The organism is Paenibacillus sp. FSL R5-0914 (assembly GCF_038004525.1).
Lineage (GTDB): Bacteria > Bacillota > Bacilli > Paenibacillales > Paenibacillaceae > Paenibacillus_AQ.
This window is the reverse complement of sequence record NZ_JBBORH010000002.1, coordinates 939527-959813: the sequence shown is the minus strand read 5'-3', so window position 1 is coordinate 959813 and position 20287 is coordinate 939527. Positions and strand designations below refer to the sequence as shown.

The following is a 20287-nucleotide window of genomic DNA, read 5'->3' as shown; positions in this document are numbered from 1 at the left end:
CATTCCCACCTTATCTCAGTTTTAGTTAGCCGCCCACAAAAAGCCTTTTCGCATCAGTTCCTTGGCTTCCGGTATATCGAAAACGTCTGCATGATGGCCAAGTGAATTATAGAAAACCTTCCCTTTTCCCCATTTCTTCGTATATACAACGGGCATCGTGATGACACCATTTGCTGAATGCTCACCCTCACTCATTACAAACGTAGTTGTTGCCAAGACATCCACTGCAGGATCTACATGTAAATAATATTGTTCCGATTTCACCTTGAAGTCTTGGATGCCCTCCACAATGGGACTGGAGCCAGAATGCATGATATTAACTTCGTACTCTACCCCATCGTTAAATGGATGTGCTACCCATTGTGACCCGGTCAAAAATTGCCACTCTGTATTGTTACGGAAAGAGTCGCACATCCCTCCATGACAACCGGCAATTCCTACTCCAGAAGCTACTGCCTTCAGAACTGAGGATACCTGATCATTACTGATTTCTCCCATGGTCCATACTGGTACAATAAGGCTTAAATCCGTAAGCTTATCTACACTGTTGAAGCTATCCAGCGTATCAGACACTTCAACTTCAAAGCCTTCAGCCTCTAGAATGCCAGCAAAAATTGCGGCTACTTCATTTGGTTCATGCCCATCCCATCCACCTTTTACAATCAATGCTTTCTTCGTCATCCTGCAATCTCCTTTTCCTTTATATATGTAATCAACCTTTCGTCCATCTGATGAAATTGTAATCCAGATCAGAGAGGTGTGCTCGCCATTTCACTTGTAGGAATGGTCATTTTTTGCTAAGTTTTAGAGGTGAACCTAAAATTCAAGCCACATGAACAGGAGATCTCATGAAAGCCTTTCACGAAAATAGAACTTACCATTCGACTTTCCCCTTCACTGTAATAATGTCTAATGATATTGATTTTCTAGCCCACTGGCATAACGATCTTGAGATAGTCTATGTATTTGAAGGTTCAATTCGGATGGGAATTAACTCCGAAACGAGGATCTTGAAAGCGGGAGATATGGCTATATGCAGCAGCGGAGACATCCACTACTATGACAGTAAAGACAGCAGCTCCAAGATAATGATGGTGATATTCAATCCTTCATTAATCGGCTTTCCTGGTGGATGGCCTTTGAATGTGAGGCTGACTTCCCCATTTATGGAGAAACGAATAGCAACACGAGAAGAAGAAGTCCGTATCAACAACCGTCTTTCTCTGATCCTGCAGGAACTTATGGACGAATATAATCAGAAGCTGGAATATCATGAACAGGTAATCATTGGCCTTTTGCACGAGTGGAGCGGACTCATTTTACGGCATGTTCCCTTGGATAAGATTAATCCACAGAAAGATAAAAGGCGCATCACTAACATGAAGATTATGCAAGGGGTTCTTGAATACCTCGACGTCAACTACATGCATCCCATCACACTTGCTGACGCCGCAAGGCAAGCCAATATGAGCCTCTTTTATTTCTCCCGCTTCTTTAAGAGTCTTTCGGGTATGAGCTATATTGCATACCTTAGCAACATCCGAGTCAACCAGGCAGAACAGCTGCTGCTGACCACAGACAAATCCATTTTAGATATCGCACTGGAATGCGGTTTCACTAATATCCGTACCTTTAACAGAGTATTTAAACAGATTAAACAACGGACTCCAAGTGAATTACGTTAAAAGATACATGGTCTGTTATCTTATTAAGTAAACAAAAAACCGAAGATCTTTTGGTTTAGATCATCGGCTTTATTTTAATATTCGAATGCACAAAGACGGCGAAAAGGTCTACGTTTAAGTGACAGCTTACCCAGTCCTCATTACTGAGCTCCAACTATTGGATGTGGAACATACAACTCTTCAAGGAATGAAATTTCTTCAGGTGATAATTTCACCGATAGAGCATCTACTGAATCTTCGAGCTGAGCAATTTTCGTCGCGCCCACAATTGGAGCAGCTACAGAAGCTTTTTGCAACAGCCATGCAAGTGCGATATGAGTACGTGGTACGCCTCGTTTCTCTGCTAACGACGCTACTCGCTCAACAATTAATCGATCTACATCAGCGGTTGAATCATACTTTGATTTTTGAATGAGATCGGTTTCGGATCTGCGTGTTGTTTCCGACCAATCGCGAATCAATCTTCCTGATGCCAGAGGACTATAAGGAGTTACTGCAATTTTTTGATCCTGACAAAGCGGCATCATTTCCCTTTCCTCTTCTCGGTAGATGAGATTAAGGTGATTTTGCATGGATACAAAGCGAGTCCAGCTATTTGTCTCGGCCACATGTAATGCTTTTTGGAATTGCCAAGCATACATAGCAGACGCACCGATATATCTAGCCTTTCCAGACTTCACCACATCATGCAAGGCCTCCATGGTTTCTTCAATGGGTGTGTTATAATCCCAGCGGTGAATGATATAGAGATCCACATAATCGGTCCCAAGTCTCTTCAAACTGTTATCTATTTCGCTCATAATAGCTTTTCGAGAAAGCCCACCACCATTAGGACCTGGACGCATCTGGCCCCAGACCTTCGTGGCAAGTACAATTTCATCCCGATTCGCATAGTCCTTAAGCGCACGTCCGATAATCTCTTCACTGGAACCACTTGCGTAAATATTAGCTGTATCAAAAAAATTGATGCCGAGCTCAAGCGCTCTTTTAATGATAGGACGACTGTTCTCCTCATCGAGCACCCATTGGTGCCCTCCAGGCAGCACTTTTCCAAAGCTCATACAACCAAGGCAAATCCGAGAGACGTCCATTCCCGTATTTCCAAATTTGATATGTTCCATAAAGCAAGCCTCCATTTCTATGTTTAGATGAGTTTTAGTTCTTACAGAGCTTCAAACCATTCATCCTCGACAGCTTCAAACCATTCTGTTTCGCCTGGAGTCATAGCCAAGTGAACAAACCAACTATCCTTTGTCGCGCCATGCCAATGTCTCACATTAGCTGGAATGTTGACCACATCACCTATTTCGAGCAATTGAGCAGGTTTTCCTTCTTCCTGATACCAGCCATTTCCACCAGTGACTAACAGAACTTGTCCAACCTGATGAGCATGCCAGTTATTGCGTGCGCCTGGAGCAAAGGTTACATTACCAATTGCGGTATTAAGCGGCTTCGGATCTGTAAACACCATTTGCAAATAAGCGTCACCCGTAAAGTTTGCTTTAACCTTTTCCCCTAAAGGAAAAATAGTGCTGCTACTAAGTTGTTCATTTTTCATCGTTCATTCCTACTTTCTGCCTATAGTTAATGTTTATTAGAGCCCTGCGATCCTCTTACTCTCCCGCTGGAAAATCAGTAGAAGCTGCCAGTTCAGTCTGCTTCTCATAGTCGGCAACACGAGCTTTGAGGGTCGAAATCGTGCTTGCCAGTGCATGAGATCCAAGTATCATTCGTATCGGTGCCGGTTCTAATTCAACACTTTCTATGATTCGGGCAGCCATCCGCACAGGATCTCCAGGAGCTAAACTCTTAGAAGCGTCCAGCATGTTCAAAAAGTTATGCGCTGGGTTGCCTTCGTATTCTGTCATGAGTTTCGTTACCTGTGCGCTCCCATAACGGAACTCGGTACGGGCTCCTCCCGGCTCCACCAATGTAATACCGATGTTAAAAGCTTCAACCTCCTGAGCAACGGACTCACAAAAGCCCTCTATCCCAAACTTGGTCGCATGGTACATTGAATTTCCTGGGAAGGCGATCTGCCCGCCATAGGAGGAGATCTGAATAATGCGTCCACCACCCTGAGTGCGCAAATGCGGGATAGCTGAACGAATAAGCTGGATGGACCCCGTTAGATTCGTGGCAATGATATGATTAACCTCGTCGTCAGAGAGTTCTTCTGCAGCCCCGAAAAGTCCATAACCAGCATTGCTTATGATAACGTCGATTCGTCCAAACTTTTCAAAAGATCTATCGACAAGATTTCGAATGGCAGGAAAATCGGTCACATCTAGAATCTCGCAACTGAAGGTTTCGGGATAGTTCTCAATGAGGTCAGCGACCTTGCTTTTGTTACGAACAGTACCGATAACCTTATTGCCCTTTTCAAGAAGCTGTCTCGTCATCTCATAACCAAAACCACTGCTCACACCGGTGATAAGCCATGTGCGATTGTTCATAATCATTTCCTCCTAAACTTCATATTCCGATTTTGCTGCTGGAATACTTAGCACATGAGTAGTTGTGACGAATATTTAATACGCATAATTACAATAATGATCACATGTCTATTATTATAATCAGATCAAATTTGGTGCCAATTGTTAATTTGATGCGTTTTGTACATTAATAAACAAAACCATCGAAATTGTTTATTTCCTACTGCGTATTCGCGATTCTTTTATATAAATTTATAATCAGATGTCCCATTGATGAGCTCGTTATAGTATGTTATATAATGAATTCTTACTCTTTTGTTGATGAATAAAGAAAGTTCGGTGAGCAAATTGTCTAAAGTCGATCGAAGAATCTTAAAAACACAGGAAGCCCTGAAGACAGCAGTCATTGAACTAATGAATGTGAAAAATTTTGATGATATAACCCTTCAGGAAATCTCTGATAAAGCAAACGTGAGCCGTGGTACTATTTACCTTCACTATATGGATAAATATGATCTTCTTGATAAGCTTATCGAGAAGCATATCAATGAACTTCGTGAAAGATGTGAAGCAGCCTCTGATTTGGATTTTGTAACGGGGTCCGTGATTTGGACGGAATACTTTGAGAGTAACTATGCCTTTTTCTCCATGATGTTAGCTAGTAAAGGAGCCCCTTTCTTCCGGAGTCGTTTTCTGGAATTTCTTATAGAAGAGTTCAAAGACGAAGTGGATATCACAAAGGGTAAAAACGAAGGTTTAAATAAGGATCTAGTCGTACAATTTGTAGCTTCTTCGTATGTAGGTGTAGTTGAATGGTGGTTCACGAACGAAAGACCAGTAACCTATCAAGTATTAGCAGAACAGCTTGGAGCCTTATTGGAACGAAATTGTACAAATAACCCCTCATCCTAAAGGATGAAGGGTGACTTGGAAAATAGTAACTAGTTTGCGAAATGTTAGCCTATTTCGATCTTTCTTAGAAACCATATTTTGCTTCTTCAGCCTCTCGAATTTTGGCATAGGTCTCAGAGAGTACATAGGTATCTTCCACTAAGCGGTCTATACGGAATAGCACATCATCATTTACTATTTCTTTTCGATAAAAATCCTTCTCTTCTATAAATACATACGTTTGAACAATTTGCGCTTTCATATAGGCCAATATCGGTTTCAATTGCTGCTCAGCTACCAGATAGTGACGTGCAGAACCTGCCGTGACGAGCATACTTACAACCTTGTGTTGAAATGCTTTTTCGGGTGCTAAATCGAATATATTCTTTAGTGTTGCTGGGATGGAAGCTTGAAATATTGGCGTTCCGATTACGATTACATCTGCTTCCATGATCGTTTGAATTACGTACTTGGTGTCCCCTTCGTATTCCAGATAATTGCGACCATCACTGAATTGAACATCATACTCCGCCAGATCTAGAAGCGTAACTTCTGCATCTTTGTATTTTTCATGAAACGAATTTATTGTGTAATTCATAGCGATTCTGGTTTTCGATCCTATCTTTGACCCTGATAATGCTACGATTTTCATAATTCTGACCTCCTGGAGTTTATTTTTTTGCCGTATATTTTTTAATAGCTGGTAGAATTTCAGAACCGATTAAATCTATGTTTTTCATTAAATTTTCAAAAGGTACGCCACCAAAATCCATTTGTGCGATATATCGTTGATGGCCGAAGAGTTCATGTTGATATAGAATTTTTTCAATGATTTCCTGTGGGCTGCCAATATTCATAACATCGCGCGGATCGGCTCCTTGAGCAAACGCCTGTTTAGGAAAACCACGTCCATTGGTTAATTTCATTCCTTCGTTTATATATGGATAATAGGCTCTTTGTGCCTTCTGTGTTGTTTCATCCGCGTAAAAGAATCCAGCAGTCGCTACAGGCAGCTTCGACGGATCGAATCCGTTCTGGCTTGCAGCTTCACGATAAGCATCAATGGATCTTTTAAACAAGACTGCGGGACCCCCTAAATGGGCCAAAAACATAGGAACACCTGCAATGCCTGCTTTGATCGCACTGGCAGAAGTCCCACCTACAGCTCTCCATATCGGTAAGTTTCCCTCAGGACGGGGGAGGATTCTTGCATTTTTGAGAGGGTTACGAAATTCTCCCTTCCAATTCATAACTTCGTTTTCATTTATCTTTAATAACAAGTCGAATTTTTCTTCAAATAATTCCTCATAATCATTAAGATCATAGCCCAATAGTTCATATAACCCCACTCTAGAGGCACGGCCAGCTATTATTTCAGCTCGACCATTTGAGATCAAATCAATTGTAGCGAAATCTTCGTACACCCTAACCGGATCAGAGGTGCTTATAATCGTAGATGAGCTACCTATTTTCATTTTCTTAGTAGCCTGTGCAATAGCTGACAGCACAACGGTATGCGCCTGAGTAGCAAAATATTCTTGATGACTCTCTCCTACACTAAAAAAATCAATTCCTGCTTGCTCCGCTAATTGAGCCAAGTCAATAATTTCACGTATGCGTTGTTTGGCAGATATTCGGCTCCCAGTTTCAGGGTTCGCTAGATGATCACCTAATGTATAAAGTCCAAACTCTAAGCCGTTGTCTGCATTGATCCGATATTGTTCCATGATTATCCTCTTTTCTTTAAGAAGTAAGAATTCATTTATGATTTGTCGATTAAATATAATTAAGTAAGTCACTATAATAAGTATAGTGAAGTGCTTGCATAATGTCAAACTAATGATCCTGTTAAGAAAAAAACTACTCGATTTAAGCCTTGTGCTAAGAATCCCCTATAATAATCTCCACATGGTATATTTAGGATATTGATTTGATTATTAAAGTGATAAACAAAAAAAGGAGACTTGTATTCATGCACAACCGCCGCTTCATGAACGTATTACTTATTCTTTTCTTATCGGCTTCCAATTCGACTCCGATCTTTGCATCGGCTTCGGTTGTACCGAAGTTATCCGATTCTATCAAACGTTCTGCAATCCAACCCTCCGTCACAATTAATGGCATAAACTTTTCCTTTCAAGATGAGTTGCCTACGTTAATAGAGGGAAAAACGTTCGTTCCAACCCAACTTTTTGAGCATCCCGACATACAAGCCGATATTTCGAAGTTTATAGATAACCCTTATCCGCATGTTTTTATATCACATTTTAACGGAGCACTTTCTATTTATCCGGATAAAAATGATTATATGTTTAGCGATTACGACGAAGATATAGAGGATTCTGATGTTTGGATCAATTGGAAGAGTCCTACACCTTATCTCTCCGGCAGTGATATTATGGTTCCATTGCGCGCTATTGCCGAACGAATCGGGATCTCCGTTGATTGGGATGTAACAACTAGAACAGCGATCATTACCACGGATGATGACTTTCGTGCTGAACTCGAATCTCCTGAGGAGTGGGAAGATTGGCTAGGAATGAAACCTATCGAGATGGATGATCCCTCAGGAGAGGCAATAACAGAGCAGGAGTTAACTGAATTTGCTATTTTGAGCGGACTCCCAGTTCTGGATTCTCGGATTATTGATAAATATACAGCTGTACTCTTACATATCGAAGAGGAAGATGGCGTAGAATCGCTTACGTTGAAATACGTCGATCGTTTAAAAAACGGGAGTTTGGACTGGAGTATGGATTTAGGCATGGGGGATGATGGAGACGACGTCCAAGTGAAGAGGAGCGGACAACTCGTTAGTGTCGGTATGTTCGATCAAGGTCTTAAGAAGCAATTCAGTCATTTCGAGGTAAGTTACAAAGTTCATGATAAGAAAGTAACTCACACCTTTGATATCGCGGGTAAACAAGGCATGTTTTTTGACATTCCTGAGGAAGTGACAAGCGGTGAGATAACTTTCTTTGGGAAAAACGGTTATACATTCGAAACGTATTTCTGGTGAGTTGACAAGCCTAAACAAAAGTAAAAGGTATCCCATTGGGGTACCTTTTACTTTTGTTTGCCGCTGGCCGATCCATTATGCTGTATTGCGAGTCTAACCAGTATCCTCGCACCATGAACTAGCATCGCTTCATCGATATTAAACTGTGGCTGATGGATAGCATGGACAATTCCCTTCTCCTTATTACCGCAACCAATAAAGGCGAAGGCACCGGGAACCTTTTCAAGATACCAACCAAAATCCTCACCAGCCAGACTTGGCTGCTCCAGAAGTATTACCTGATCCTCACCTAGAACTGCACGGGCTGCATGAAGCACCTGCTGCACCGCTTCCGCATTGTTCACTACTGCAATTCCTTCACGCAGCTCCAGCTTGTATTTCCCTCCATAAGACTCAGCTATAGCTGAAGCATGGCGCTGTAAACCATTTGTAATTGCAGCTACCGTCGTCTTGGTAAACGCTCTGAACGTTCCTGTTAGTTCACTGTATTCAGCGATCACATTAACAGCAGTACCAGCCTTCAACGTTCCGAAGGCCAACACCGCCGCCTCCTGCGGATCGATTCGATTAGCCATCATTCCGTTAATCTCTCCTATATATCGTGCCGCCATCTGGATCGCATCTACAGCTCTGTGCGGAGCACTATGATGACCGGATATCCCCTGAAATTCCACCTTAAAATGGCTGGACGCTGCCATGGCATCATGAGGGTGAATACCAAGCGTTCCGACCGGAAGCTCTGGCATGACATGTAGCGCGTAGGCATGGTCGACACCTTCCAGCACGTTATCCTCAATGAGATCGCGGCCGCCTGAGAGTAATCTTCCATCAAGCGGACTCTTGACCGCGCCTTCCTCAGCTGGTTGAAAGACGAAAATGATCGTGCCCATCAATCGTTCCCGGAAGGCTGCCAAGGTTCGGGCAGCGCCCAACAGCATAGCGGTATGGGCATCATGGCCACAGGCGTGCATGATGCCGTCATTGACTGACTTGTAAGGCAACTCATTGCACTCTTGTATCGACAGGGCATCCATATCTGCCCTAAGAAGAAGAGTGGGCCCACTATTGCCATTGTCTGCTAAGCCTTGCAGGAGGCCGACCACCCCCATTCCGAAATGTTTACCGACATTTCTACGTACTGTGATCCCCCACTCCTCTAACAAATCTGCTACTTTATTAGAAGTGCGAACGACATCATACAGTAGCTCCGGATGGGCATGCAAATCACGACGGTATTCAATCATTTCATCCTGCAGCTGGCCGGCGTAATGCATCATCTCCGCAATATTCGAGTTTTGGTGGATTGCGAATACTGGATCAACCGTCAAATTTGCCCTGCTGGCTGAGAAGCTTTGGAATAGCGGTTCTCCGGCAACGGAATGCCGAGGTTTCCACGCAGCGTGTCACTTTCGTATTCAGTGCGGAACAAACCCCGCTCCTGCAGAATCGGTACCACCCGATCGATGAATTCCTCCAGTCCGTTAGGGACGGCAGCCGCGATCATAAATCCATCTGCCCCACCACTCTCAAACCAAGTTTGAATCTGATCAGCTACTTGCTCCGGTGTGCCAATGAAGCTGCTGCGTGGGGTAGCCGACTGCAAGGCGACCTGTCGAAGCGTCAAGCCTTTCTCCTTCGCATCCTTTTTGATTTTATCCGTGCCGCTCTGAAAGCTATTGCGCCCCAACTCGCCAAGCTCAGGGAACGGCTCATCCAGTGGATATTGCGAGAAATCATGATGCTCGAAGAATCTGCCTAAGTAGTTCAGTGCATTCTCAATCGTTACAAGGCCAGCAACCTCCTGGTACTTGCGCTCTGCCTCCTCCGGCGTGTCACCGATGATTGGAGCAATTCCAGGGAAGATCAGCACCTCATCCGGATTCCGGTCAAACGAAGCTACCCGTGTCTTAACATCGTTATAGAATGCTTGGGCATCTTCTAGTGTTTCGTGTCCAGTGAAGATAGCATCTGCTTCCTTGGAGGCATAATTCTTACCGACTTCCGAGGAGCCTGCCTGAAATACGACTGGCTGCCCCTGTTTCGAACGAGCAATATTCAGCGGCCCCTTCACAGAGAAGAACTCTCCTTGATGGTCCAGGGTATGCATTTTTTGCGGATCAAAGAATACACCTGATTCCTTGTCTCGTACAAACGCATCATCCTCCCAAGAATCCCATAGTCCGCGTGTCACCTGCAAATATTCGGTGGCAATACGGTAGCGCTTGCCATGGTCAGGATGCTCTTTTTTGCTGTAATTTGACGCAGAACCTTCCAGAGGTGAAGTCACCACATTCCAGCCGGCCCGGCCGCCGCTGATTACATCCAGTGAGCCGAATTGACGCGCTACGGTAAATGGTTCACTGTACGAGGTAGACAAGGTACCAACTAAACCGATGTTAGTGCTGACGGCTGCGAGTGCGCTAAGTATGGTCAGCGGCTCAAACCGGTTAAGGAAATGAGGAATGGACTTTTCATTAATGTACAGACCGTCTGCGATGAAGATCAGATCCAACTTGCCTTCTTCCGCCTTCTGTACCCACTCTTTGTATAATTCAAAGTTTACACTGGCATCTGGTTTGGCATCTGGATGGCGCCACATCGACGTGCTGCCTCCTACCCCATGCAGCAGTGCACCCAGCTTCAGTTGTCTTGGTTTGGTCATGTTCATTCCTCCTAAAAGTTTTGTGAGCATACGCTTCCTTGATTTCACTTCATGCAAAACTGACTTCGGAAGCAATCATTGCACAAACGATGCATTAGCTGCGCCCTGTTTGATTCGCTCGATCTGACCAAGATGTCTCTCCACATGTCCAGTGAAGCCGTGCACGATATCGGAAATTTTCACGGTCTCCCCCTTGAAATTAATTCCGCTTTTCTCCCAATCTTCTTCGCTAAGCCGTTCAAACAAAAGGCTGTTATAGTAAAGCAGGCTGCGGAACAGCTCCAGATTGTCGGAAGCATTGCCGCTGTTGGCGTACTGACCGCTGACCCAAGCATCCTGATTGAAGACTGGAAGCTGTGTAGTCGTAGCAGCGAGAATATCACGAATGCGGAACGAAACTACGATGCTGTGATCAGCCAGATGAGTCAGTACCTCAGTCACACTCCAACTGGCGGGTTCTGCCTTCCATTTCAGTTGTTCCTCCGTTAACCCGGCGGTCGACTTTACTAATTGATGATACGTCCTTAGATAATCACTGATTTGAAATCTGCTCATTAAATCCCCTCCAATATAAGACTTGTTCGCGAATGATCCGGTGGTGCGAAACGAGATAACGAAAAAGGCTGGATGTTATGAGTTGTAACTCCGCCGATCGCTAAGTCAGCCAGTATTTCACCCACAACACTAGAAAATTTAAAACCATGCCCCGAAAATCCTCCAGCTATCAGCACATTGGAATGGAGCGGATGGCAGTCTATAATGAAATCTTCATCAGGCGTATGCTCATATTTACATGCAGAACCTTTTAGCAATCGACCAGCCGCACCGGGCATGTAAGACTCCAGTACCTTGCGGAGGTCACCCTCATCGCTGGCTTCACTGCCGAACGGGGCAAGCTGTGTACCCGGCTTCCATTCCAGCCCTGTATCATGCCGGCCGATCTTCAGGCCAGCTCCATCAATGCTGGGAAATCCGTAATAGCCACCTTCCTCTGCTCCTAACGTAAAGCCAGGGAAATTACCAGCAGCAAAAGCAGGGGAGCTCTCAAACCAGCCCACAACTTTTCGGATTGCTTTAATCGGCAAATGTACAAAAGGTGCCAATTTGCCAAACCAAGCTCCGGCACTAAGAATAACTGCCGCTCCGTGATAATCGCCATTTGTCGTATGAACCGTAACGCTGCCTTCGCGAGCGGTGACATTCACTACTGGAGTGTTCGTCAACAGTTCCGCACCATGTCCAAGGGCAAGCTGACGGTAGGCGGAAATACAGCGTTCGCTGTACAAATATCCGGCATCTGGTTCATACATTGCCGCGAATGATTCCGGTATGTTCAATGCCGGCCAGCGCCGCCGGATCTCTTCGGCATCCATATGATGGACCAGCACCTTCCGTTTCTTCGCTTCTTCGAGTCGACCGTTGAAGGAATACACTGTGCTATCCGCGAGATTCAACACGCCTGAGCGGACAAGGAGTTCTGTTTCGCTCAACTGTTCCGCTTCTTTCCATAGTGTATCTGCCCGCAAAGCTAAATCAATGTAGGCGGGATCACCGCTGTAAGCATGCCGGATCAGCCGGGATTCCCCGTGATGGCTGCCCTGTGTATGTGGAGGATCGAAGGCATCCACTAGTAGCGTCTTCACTCCGCGCCTCGCAAGATTGTAACCAGCGCTCATGCCCATCGAGCCTGCGCCTACGATAATTACATCGTAACTCTTATGTTCAGCTATAATTCTGCACCTCCACCGGAATTGTAGTACTCAAGGGAACGTACAGCCGCATCCGCAAGGAAACGTGCTGCCGCAGGCAGTGCCTGTTCATCCAGATTGAAGGCTGGATGATGCCATTCTTGGCTTCCTTCAGTACCTATAAAGACGAATAATCCCGGTACCACGCGCTGATAGAAGGCAAAATCCTCTCCGGCCAGTGAAAGCTCTGGTTTGACCGCTCGGTAGCCAAGAGCTTCAGCCGACTCTACCCCTAACGCCGCTAAGGCGGCGTCGTTGATGACCGGAGGCGGCCCTTCGATCCAGCGGACAGTGGCTTTAGCTCCAAGAGCAGCTGCCACACCAGTCGCCACTTCCCGAAAGCGGTCAAGTACTTTGCTGCGCACCGTTTCATCAAAGGTACGGATTGTACCCTCAAGCACGGCTTTTTTGGGGATGATATTCCATGAATTTCCGCTGTGAATCTGCGTCACACTGACCACCGCACTTTGTAGGGGACTGACATTGCGACTTACAATGGATTGAAATGCAGTCACGATATGCGAAGCAGCTACAATCGGGTCTATCCCAGCTTCTGGAACGGCAGCATGAGAACTGCCACCCTGCACTTCAATGACAAATCCGTCAGCCGCTGCCATTAAAGGGCCCGCCGTAATACCGATCGTTCCGACTGGCAGTTCCGGCTTGTTATGCAGCCCGATTACTGCCCGGACTTCTTCTAGCGCCCCGCTAGCAATGATCCGCTGTGCCCCTTGCGCCTTCTCTTCAGCCGGTTGAAACAACAGGCGTACCGTTCCTAGTAACTGACCCTCTCGCTGCTTCAACTGATAGGCGGCACCGATCAAGGCAGCCGTATGAAAATCATGTCCGCAGGCATGCATTTTGCCGGGATACAACGACGCATAAGCTGCTCCAGTTTCCTCCTGGATTGGCAAGGCATCGATATCTGCGCGCAGCGCGATGACCGGACCGGGCTGCTTGCCCCCAATTTCTGCGATCACTCCGGTAGACAGACCGTAATCTACGACCCTGACTCCTGCCCGCTCCAGCAGGGAAATAATATATTTTGTTGTCTCATATTCTTCGTTCGACAGTTCCGGGTGCCGATGCAGATGACGGCGTATCCCGATTAATTCTTCTCCAAGCGCTTCCGCACTCAGCTCTTTAGCTTTACTAGTCATATACAGTCACCCTCCTTTAAACGATTTCCCGTGTGATCCTGATCCGCCCGCTTATGCCTCTGCCGGCACTTCAGCGATTGCTTCGCTCAGTAGCTCAAAGGAGCGGAACCGTTTGTCAAAAGGCTGCACATTCGTAGTTATGATGAACTCCTCAACACCGGATGCCTCTGAAAGTGCCAACAGCTGTTCACGTACAGAGTTCTTTGTTCCTTTGGTAATCTCTGGTTCCAACTCTTCAATCGTGTATGCTTCATTGCTCTGGCGGGCAAACTCCTCCGCCTGTTCCCGGGTTCCAACGGTTAGCTTCTTCCCGCTTGCCAGCTGAATCCGAATCAACTTATGTGCGCCCGCCAGTTCCTTCGCTTCCTCTTCGGTATCAGCCACCACTAGTGCTAAAGCGATAATTGCTTGCGGTTGTCTGCCCTGTGAAGAAACAAAACCACTGCGGTAAGCACGAATAGCATCTAGCGCTACTGTCTTATCGCTATTAATAAATAGGGAGAACACATAAGGTAATCCAAGTTCAGCAGCAATCTCTGCACTGCCTACACTCGCACCAAGCACATACAGCTCGGGCGGAATACCAGGAAGGGGACCTGCCTTCAACCCAGCCAGCGGGTGGTTTTCTTCGAGCCGGTTATGCACATATTTCTCCAGCTCGATGATTTTGTCCGTTAAGCTAGGGGATTCGGTTCTTTCCTGCTGAAGCGCTTGTGTGCTGCGCGGGAGACCGCCGGGAGCACGTCCCACTCCGAGATCCACTCGGCCAGGAGCCAGAGTAGCCAGCACATTGAAGTTCTCCGCCACTTTATATGGGCTGTAATGCTGGAGCATGATGCCTCCAGAGCCAATGCGGATACGCTCTGTTTTGGCCAGCAGATGTGAGATAAGGACTTCTGGAGAAGAACCGGCTACCTGCTCAGAGTCATGATGCTCGGAAACCCAGAATCGATGAAATCCAAGCTCCTCAGAGAGTTGTGCCAGCTTAATGGTATGCTGGAATGCTTCCTCTGGCGTTTCTCCCGGAAAGATCGGACTTTGATCGAGTACGCTGATTGTAATAGCCATTGTTTTTCCTCCTATATGGAATAGTTAAATTCAGGTGTGATTCGCTTCAGGAACTGCTTCGTTCTTTCTTCGCGCGGATGATTAAATAGCTCTGTCGGCGTTCCTTCTTCAACAATGACGCCTCCGTCCATAAAAACCACATGATTCGCCACATCACGAGCAAATCCCATTTCATGGGTGACTACAATCATTGTGATGCCTTCCTTGGCAATTTTTCGGATAACAGCCAGAACCTCACCCACTAGCTCAGGGTCCAGAGCCGATGTTGGTTCGTCGAATAAGATAACCTCTGGCTCAAGCGCCAAGGCTCGGGCAATTCCTACACGCTGCTGCTGACCTCCGGACAGCTGACTCGGGTAAGCATCCAGCTTGCTGGCAAGACCAACCTTTTCAAGCAGTGCAATACTCCGCTTTCTCGCTTCGTACTTCGGAAGCTTTTTGACAATTAACAGCCCTTCCATCACGTTCTCCAGCGCGGTTTTATGACGGAACAAATTGTACTGCTGAAATACCATTGCCGTTTTTTGCCTAAGCTGATGAATCTCCTTTTTGCGGGCATGTTTGCAGTTCACTTTAAAATCGCCAATGGCGATCTCTCCGCTGCTTGGCCTCTCCAGATAATTCACGCAGCGTAAGAGAGTCGTTTTGCCGGAGCCACTGGGGCCGAGAATGACGACAACCTCTCCCTTCGTCACCGTTAAATCTATATTGTTTAATACCTGATTCCGACCGAATGACTTCGAAATTTGCGCAAGCTTGATCATGCTACTCCACCTCGATTGTACAGATTAATCCTTTTCTCAATGACCGACGTCACGCGTTCGATCAGAAATGTTAGTGCCCAGAAGATCAGCGCAGCTGCCAGATAAGCCTCAAAAAACTTCCAGTTCGTTGAAGCCACTATCTGTGCCTTAGCATTGATATCCACCACCGAAACCGTAAAAGCAAGGGTAGATCCGTGCAGCATACCGATTACTGAATTCGAAAGATTAGGCAGACTTGCCGCCAGCGCTTGAGGAAAAACAATCCGCTTTAGTGCTTGGGGCGTAGTCATACCGATAGAGTGGGCTGCTTCTAGCTGACCGCGATCCACAGCGAGCAGACCGGAACGGACGACCTCGGACATATAAGCTCCAGCAGTAATCGAGAACGAAATATAAGCAAAACCGATCATCGGAATCGAAACCGACCTAAAGCTCCAGCCGAAATGCGCCGCCAGAGCATCAATCAGCACAGGAAGCCCAAAATATATAAGCAGCAGATGCGTCAGCATCGGTGTCCCGCGGATGAACGTAACATAACCGACGGCCAGCGGATGCAGCAGTGGAATTCTGTATAGCCGGATCAAGGCTACAGCCACTCCAATCACAAAACCAATCAATACAGAGACAACGGTAATATATAAGGTCGTAGGAATTGCACTTAGAATTTGTACCAGAGCAGTCCATATAAACGATGGGTCCAGTTTCATAATCCGGTGCCTCCTTTGCCCGGTCCCAATTCTGCAATAATGCGTCGGTAGGACCAGCTTTTGTTGATTTTAAACAATTTTTTCTCAGGCGTATTTCGCTTTTCATGCCGTAGCAGATGGTGTTCTGCTACAAGCAGCAGCTTCTCAATCGTAAAGCTGATGACCAGATAAATAAGCGCAAGCGCGATATAGGTTTCAATAAAATGCTGTGTTAAGCTGCCAAGCGTCTGAGCTTTACCTGACATTTCCATCACCCCGAGGGTAAAAGCTAATGACGTATCTTTCAGTAGTGCAATTACTAGATTGGAGAATACAGGAACTGCTATACCTAGCGCTTGGGGCAGCACGATTCGTGTAAAAGCTTGAAACCCCGTCATCCCTGCAGCGTATGCTGCCTCCACCTGCCCCTTATCCACCGCCATCACAGAAGCCCTAATCATTTCGGACATGTATGCTCCCGTATGCAGACCGTAGGTTAGAATCACAAAGACAAGTACAGGAGTTCGGGTCATATCCACATGGACCAGCTTCATGATTTCAGGCAGACCATAATAAAACAAGAAGAGCTGGATAAGAATCGGAGTTCCCCGAAAAAAAGAAATATAGATTTCGGAGAGGGTCTTTAACACAGGCACTTTATAAAGTCTTGGCAGAGCTACGAGAAAGCCGACAATAATTCCTGTCAGTAGAGAACAGGCGACAATCAGAAGCGTGGTGCTTAAAGTCCCTAGTAACTTAGGCAAAAACGAAAATACAAAACTGATATCAAACTGTGCGCCCATATATTCCCTCCCTTCCCGTGCTCACCGGCTCAATCATTTAACCGAATCCGCTGTAACATCCGCACCCAGCCATTCCGTGCTCAGCTTACCCAGTGTTCCGTCCGTCTTCAGCTCTTTAATCGCACTGTCAATCGCATCTGACAGCTTTTGTGAATCGGCATCATCCTTACGGAAAACATAGAGAATGTCCGCGGAGGACAGCTCGTCGCCCGTAGCTTTTAGCTGACTCTGCGGATCAATGATCGGCAGGACAAAATCTGCAGCCAGCGTAGCGTCCACACGCCCAGTACTAATCTGTGCGACGGTATCATTCGCTGCACCGTTCTGATACACGATATTAATCGCATTGTCATGCTCTTTATTGTAGTTTTCCAGAATTTGCGCTTGTGCGCTTGTCGCACCGACTAATACCTTTTTTCCTTTAAGATCATCCAGTGATTGGATCGAATCATTATCCTTCGCCACTACGATGCGGTTTCTCCAGTGGGCATAGGCTTCTTTGTTAAAAGAATATTTCAACTCCCGCTCTGGATTTTTCTCCATGACATGGGCAACCAGGTCGATTTTTTTAGTTTCCAGACTCAGCAGTAAATTGCTGAAATCCATGGTTTGAAACTCGAATTCATATTCAGGCAGCTGCTTATCGATTTCTTTGAGCAGTTCCACATCGAAGCCTGTAAGCTTGCCGTTCTCATCTATGAAGCAGACCTTCGGAAAAGCAGTACCCGTGCCTACGATGATCTTAGTTACCTTTGTCGAACTATTTGCCGTTGCCGAAGCTTCGGCTGCATTTCCATTCTGACTACTGTTCGTGCTGTTATTTCCGCAACCTGCTATCGCCAGTGTCAATAACGATGCAATTACTAATGAAATGGACTTTTTCATTGTTCTATCCCCTTTGAATGATTTGTGGTTTATCTATAAGTGTTTTTTTCATCAGAAACATAATGCCGTCACCATTCTGCTGATCCAGTTCCAGAAACCGTTCATACCCCCGGCGTTCATACATTTGAACTAACCATGGGTGCTTCTTCGCCGTTGCCAGCGTGACCGCAGCCGAACCCAATTGTCCAGCAATAATGTGCTCTTCCACCCAACCTAGAAGCTTTCCACCATAACCTCTGTTACTGTAATCCGGATGAGCAGCAAACCATTTAATAAAAGGCAGTGGGCTAATCTTCTTAATCTCTTCTTCTTTTGAAAGTGTTATCGTCGCAACTATCGTTCCATCAACTTCAAGCACATAACACTCATTCGTAGCAATATTGTCTTCAATAAGTGCCAAGTCAGCTGTAGCCGCCGGCCAATGCAGCCCGAGCTCACGAATCAGCTCATACGCACGATATGTAACCTCAAGCAAAATCTCCGCATCTTTCAGTTCTGCTAGTCTGTATGTCTCACTCATCGCAAGCCCTCCATCCTTACGAAATTAAATTTATAATTCCTATCGAAATAGTCGTCATTATATGCAATTAACTTTATCACTGCATGTGTCCATGCGCTAATAGAGTTTTTTAATACATCTATACAATTAGTCGATCTCCCGTTTTACCAATCCCGAGTTCAAGTAGAGTTTCTATGAATTCAGCGTTCTCCCCATTTAGTGAAATCAGGCTGGTACGTAAGGAGATGCCTTCCGTCTCCGCAATATCCACCCGTACTAACGTCCCAGCTGCTACTTCCTCTTGCACACTATGTGCCGGAAGGAAACAGATACCTGCTTTTTTCAACACCAGCTTCTTGGCTGTCTCCAGGTTATCCACCTGATATTCAATTTTCGGCGGCTGTTCCATGCTCTCAAATACACGATGCAGTCGCATCCAATCCAAAGACCCGCATTCAAAAAAGACTAACGTCTCCTGGCGAATATCCTCCAGCGATGTACGTTGTGCCTTAGCTAAGCGATGCCCCTTCTCTACATACAGCGAAATGGGGTCTTCGCAGAAAGGAAAGGCTTGAATGGCTGGATTTACGACCTTACGGATAAAAGCCAGATCTAGCTCTTTCGATTTCAGCTTATCAATCAATACCTCCGTAGAAGCTGTCGTCAGCTTGATCGTGATATGCGGATACCTGCGCTTCAAATGAAGCATCAGTTGCGGCATTAAATAATTGGATACCGAGACAGTACTGCCGATCCTCAGTTCATTTGGAATAAGCCCCTTGGCCTGAACCTGATATTTACCGTTCTGATAGATCTGGAGAATCTGCTGGGCATAGGGAAGAAATTGCTTACCTTTATCCGTTAGGCTAATCTGCTTACCTAACCGATCAAACACTCTGCAATCCAATTCCCTTTCGAGCGATTGAATCCGTGCCGTAACTGTCGGCTGAGAGAGATATAGGACTTCGGCCGCTTTATTGAAGCTTCCATAATGATTAATGTAGACAAAAGCCTCAATATTTTCAATGTTCATCCCTACTCCCCCTAAACTAATATTAATTTTACTATTCCGATGAAAAAACAATGAAATAAAACGATGCTTTCCTATAGATTTTGTTTATATCTTATGCACCCCCCTATTTTTTGTCAACTTAAATTCCGTGTAAAATAATCGGATTTCCACAAAACTTCATTCATAAATGATTAATAATTTAAAATTTGAAACTACAGAAGTTATAGTAAATCCCTTTATAATCGACTGTTATGTTTATTTCATATAGAGCTTTTCTATTCATTTATCAAAATAATAAAATACCCCTTATATAACTCGGAATTATCGTTTATAATGACTTCATTCGTATGAACTATACATTAACTGAAAGGGGATCGCGAGATTATGTCACAAAAGATTATTATCCGTGAAGCTGAGAATAATGACCGTGATGCCATCGCTGAAGTGATACTGGACGCTTACCACCAATATTCGGAAATCATGCCCGAGCCGTTGTGGCTAGCGTACCGGAAATCACTTCTTGAATCTGTCCATGGCGATGCCCCGATCGTGCGGATCATCGCTGAAATCGACAAGAAAATCATTGGTAGCGCACTCTTGTTTAGCTCCTCGGAAACGGCTTACGGTAAACCAGAACTAGGCATTCACTCCCCTATCCTACGCTTGCTTGCCGTATCCCCATCCGCTCGCGGCCTCGGTGTTGCAACCCATCTAATTCACGAAGCTGCTAGGAGATCTCATGAGTTAGGAGCCACCACTTTAAATCTGCATACTTCAGAAATGATGGCTTCAGCAATCAAGCTCTACTATCGCTTAGGCTTCAAACGGGCGTATGAGACCGATCTTATGAACGGGGAAACCCTGGTACAGGGTTTCCAACTAGACCTACAGAATTCCGTCCGTACTTCAGCAGGATAATTATAAAATTCAAGTACAGACTAACTCGATGAATATAACGCATTCTTAAGCA

General features: G+C 45.5%; 22 protein-coding genes. 4 read left to right on the top strand and 18 right to left on the bottom strand.

The genetic code is table 11. The features are described 5' to 3' along the window. Nucleotides 1-21 precede the first annotated feature (21 nt). Nucleotides 22-681 (bottom strand): ThuA domain-containing protein, encoded by a 660-nt coding sequence (locus MKX60_RS20490; protein ID WP_340969496.1) that lies wholly within the window; start codon nt 679-681, stop codon nt 22-24. A gap of 167 nt (nt 682-848) precedes the next feature. Here MKX60_RS20490 and MKX60_RS20485 point away from each other — a divergent pair, with 167 nt between their 5' ends. Beyond that, nucleotides 849-1685 carry an AraC family transcriptional regulator gene (locus tag MKX60_RS20485; RefSeq protein WP_076299762.1) on the top strand — a complete coding sequence of 279 codons (837 nt, stop codon included), beginning with the start codon at nt 849-851 and terminating at the stop codon, nt 1683-1685. A gap of 140 nt (nt 1686-1825) precedes the next feature. Here MKX60_RS20485 and MKX60_RS20480 read toward each other — a convergent pair whose 3' ends face one another. The 3 genes from MKX60_RS20480 to MKX60_RS20470 are packed head-to-tail and all read right to left on the bottom strand — an operon-like array spanning nt 1826 to nt 4141. Continuing rightward, on the bottom strand, nt 1826-2806 hold the full coding sequence (locus tag MKX60_RS20480) for an aldo/keto reductase (RefSeq protein WP_341060811.1): 981 nt from the start codon (nt 2804-2806) through the stop codon (nt 1826-1828). A 41-nt stretch (nt 2807-2847) separates the two neighbouring features. Continuing rightward, nucleotides 2848-3243 (bottom strand): cupin domain-containing protein, encoded by a 396-nt coding sequence (locus MKX60_RS20475; protein ID WP_076299760.1) that lies wholly within the window; start codon nt 3241-3243, stop codon nt 2848-2850. Nucleotides 3244-3298: 55 nt separating this feature from the next. After that, the gene (locus MKX60_RS20470) at nt 3299-4141 is read right to left on the bottom strand and encodes an SDR family oxidoreductase (protein ID WP_341060810.1); all 843 of its coding nucleotides are present in this window, start codon (nt 4139-4141) and stop codon (nt 3299-3301) included. 327 nt (nt 4142-4468) lie between these two features. On the opposite strand from MKX60_RS20470, the gene MKX60_RS20465 reads away from it, so the two are divergent. Continuing rightward, complete coding sequence (locus MKX60_RS20465; protein ID WP_341060809.1) at nt 4469-5032, top strand: TetR/AcrR family transcriptional regulator; 564 nt, start codon at nt 4469-4471, stop codon at nt 5030-5032. Nucleotides 5033-5096: 64 nt separating this feature from the next. On the opposite strand, the gene MKX60_RS20460 is transcribed toward MKX60_RS20465, so the two are convergent. Together MKX60_RS20460 and MKX60_RS20455 are read right to left on the bottom strand one after the other, a co-directional pair. Further along, complete coding sequence (locus MKX60_RS20460; RefSeq protein ID WP_042188313.1) at nt 5097-5663, bottom strand: NADPH-dependent FMN reductase; 567 nt, start codon at nt 5661-5663, stop codon at nt 5097-5099. Nucleotides 5664-5682: 19 nt separating this feature from the next. Next, entirely contained in the window at nt 5683-6738 is a 1056-nt protein-coding gene (locus MKX60_RS20455; protein WP_076299756.1) for an LLM class flavin-dependent oxidoreductase, read from the bottom strand. Nucleotides 6739-6983: 245 nt separating this feature from the next. On the opposite strand from MKX60_RS20455, the gene MKX60_RS20450 reads away from it, so the two are divergent. Continuing rightward, a complete protein-coding gene (locus MKX60_RS20450; protein ID WP_341060808.1) occupies nt 6984-8030 on the top strand; it encodes a stalk domain-containing protein in 1047 nt (348 codons plus the stop codon). A gap of 47 nt (nt 8031-8077) precedes the next feature. Here the strand turns inward: MKX60_RS20450 and MKX60_RS20445 are convergent, their stop codons facing one another. From MKX60_RS20445 to MKX60_RS20390, 12 genes are all read right to left on the bottom strand, one after another. Continuing rightward, nucleotides 8078-9358 (bottom strand): M20 metallopeptidase family protein, encoded by a 1281-nt coding sequence (locus MKX60_RS20445; protein WP_341060807.1) that lies wholly within the window; start codon nt 9356-9358, stop codon nt 8078-8080. Further along, the gene (locus MKX60_RS20440; protein WP_341060806.1) at nt 9355-10692 is read right to left on the bottom strand and encodes an LLM class flavin-dependent oxidoreductase; all 1338 of its coding nucleotides are present in this window, start codon (nt 10690-10692) and stop codon (nt 9355-9357) included. The genes MKX60_RS20445 and MKX60_RS20440 overlap by 4 nt, the downstream gene beginning before the upstream one ends. 75 nt (nt 10693-10767) lie before the next feature. Continuing rightward, nucleotides 10768-11247 carry a DinB family protein gene (locus MKX60_RS20435; protein WP_341060805.1) on the bottom strand — a complete coding sequence of 160 codons (480 nt, stop codon included), beginning with the start codon at nt 11245-11247 and terminating at the stop codon, nt 10768-10770. Then, entirely contained in the window at nt 11247-12422 is a 1176-nt protein-coding gene (gene solA / locus MKX60_RS20430; RefSeq protein ID WP_341061137.1) for an N-methyl-L-tryptophan oxidase, read from the bottom strand. Before solA ends, MKX60_RS20435 begins: the two co-directional genes overlap by 1 nt. Beyond that, the gene (locus MKX60_RS20425) at nt 12419-13600 is read right to left on the bottom strand and encodes an amidohydrolase (protein ID WP_341060804.1); all 1182 of its coding nucleotides are present in this window, start codon (nt 13598-13600) and stop codon (nt 12419-12421) included. The genes solA and MKX60_RS20425 overlap by 4 nt, the downstream gene beginning before the upstream one ends. A gap of 51 nt (nt 13601-13651) precedes the next feature. After that, a complete protein-coding gene (locus tag MKX60_RS20420) occupies nt 13652-14668 on the bottom strand; it encodes an LLM class flavin-dependent oxidoreductase (RefSeq protein ID WP_149645630.1) in 1017 nt (338 codons plus the stop codon). A gap of 11 nt (nt 14669-14679) precedes the next feature. Then, a complete protein-coding gene (locus MKX60_RS20415; RefSeq protein ID WP_149645629.1) occupies nt 14680-15432 on the bottom strand; it encodes an amino acid ABC transporter ATP-binding protein in 753 nt (250 codons plus the stop codon). Further along, nucleotides 15429-16139, bottom strand: a complete 711-nt coding sequence (locus MKX60_RS20410; RefSeq protein ID WP_341060803.1) for an amino acid ABC transporter permease — start codon at nt 16137-16139, stop codon at nt 15429-15431. Before MKX60_RS20410 ends, MKX60_RS20415 begins: the two co-directional genes overlap by 4 nt. Continuing rightward, complete coding sequence (locus tag MKX60_RS20405; RefSeq protein ID WP_076299747.1) at nt 16136-16921, bottom strand: amino acid ABC transporter permease; 786 nt, start codon at nt 16919-16921, stop codon at nt 16136-16138. The genes MKX60_RS20410 and MKX60_RS20405 overlap by 4 nt, the downstream gene beginning before the upstream one ends. 33 nt (nt 16922-16954) lie before the next feature. After that, nucleotides 16955-17806, bottom strand: coding sequence for a transporter substrate-binding domain-containing protein (locus MKX60_RS20400; RefSeq protein WP_042188293.1), 852 nt, complete (start codon nt 17804-17806; stop codon nt 16955-16957). 4 nt (nt 17807-17810) lie between these two features. Then, nucleotides 17811-18326: a GNAT family N-acetyltransferase gene (locus MKX60_RS20395; protein WP_076299746.1), complete on the bottom strand. Its 516-nt coding sequence runs from the start codon at nt 18324-18326 to the stop codon at nt 17811-17813. A 118-nt stretch (nt 18327-18444) separates the two neighbouring features. After that, nucleotides 18445-19338, bottom strand: coding sequence for a LysR family transcriptional regulator (locus MKX60_RS20390; RefSeq protein ID WP_341060802.1), 894 nt, complete (start codon nt 19336-19338; stop codon nt 18445-18447). A gap of 363 nt (nt 19339-19701) precedes the next feature. On the opposite strand from MKX60_RS20390, the gene MKX60_RS20385 reads away from it, so the two are divergent. Then, the gene (locus tag MKX60_RS20385; RefSeq protein ID WP_076299744.1) at nt 19702-20235 is read left to right on the top strand and encodes a GNAT family N-acetyltransferase; all 534 of its coding nucleotides are present in this window, start codon (nt 19702-19704) and stop codon (nt 20233-20235) included. Nucleotides 20236-20287 lie beyond the last annotated feature (52 nt).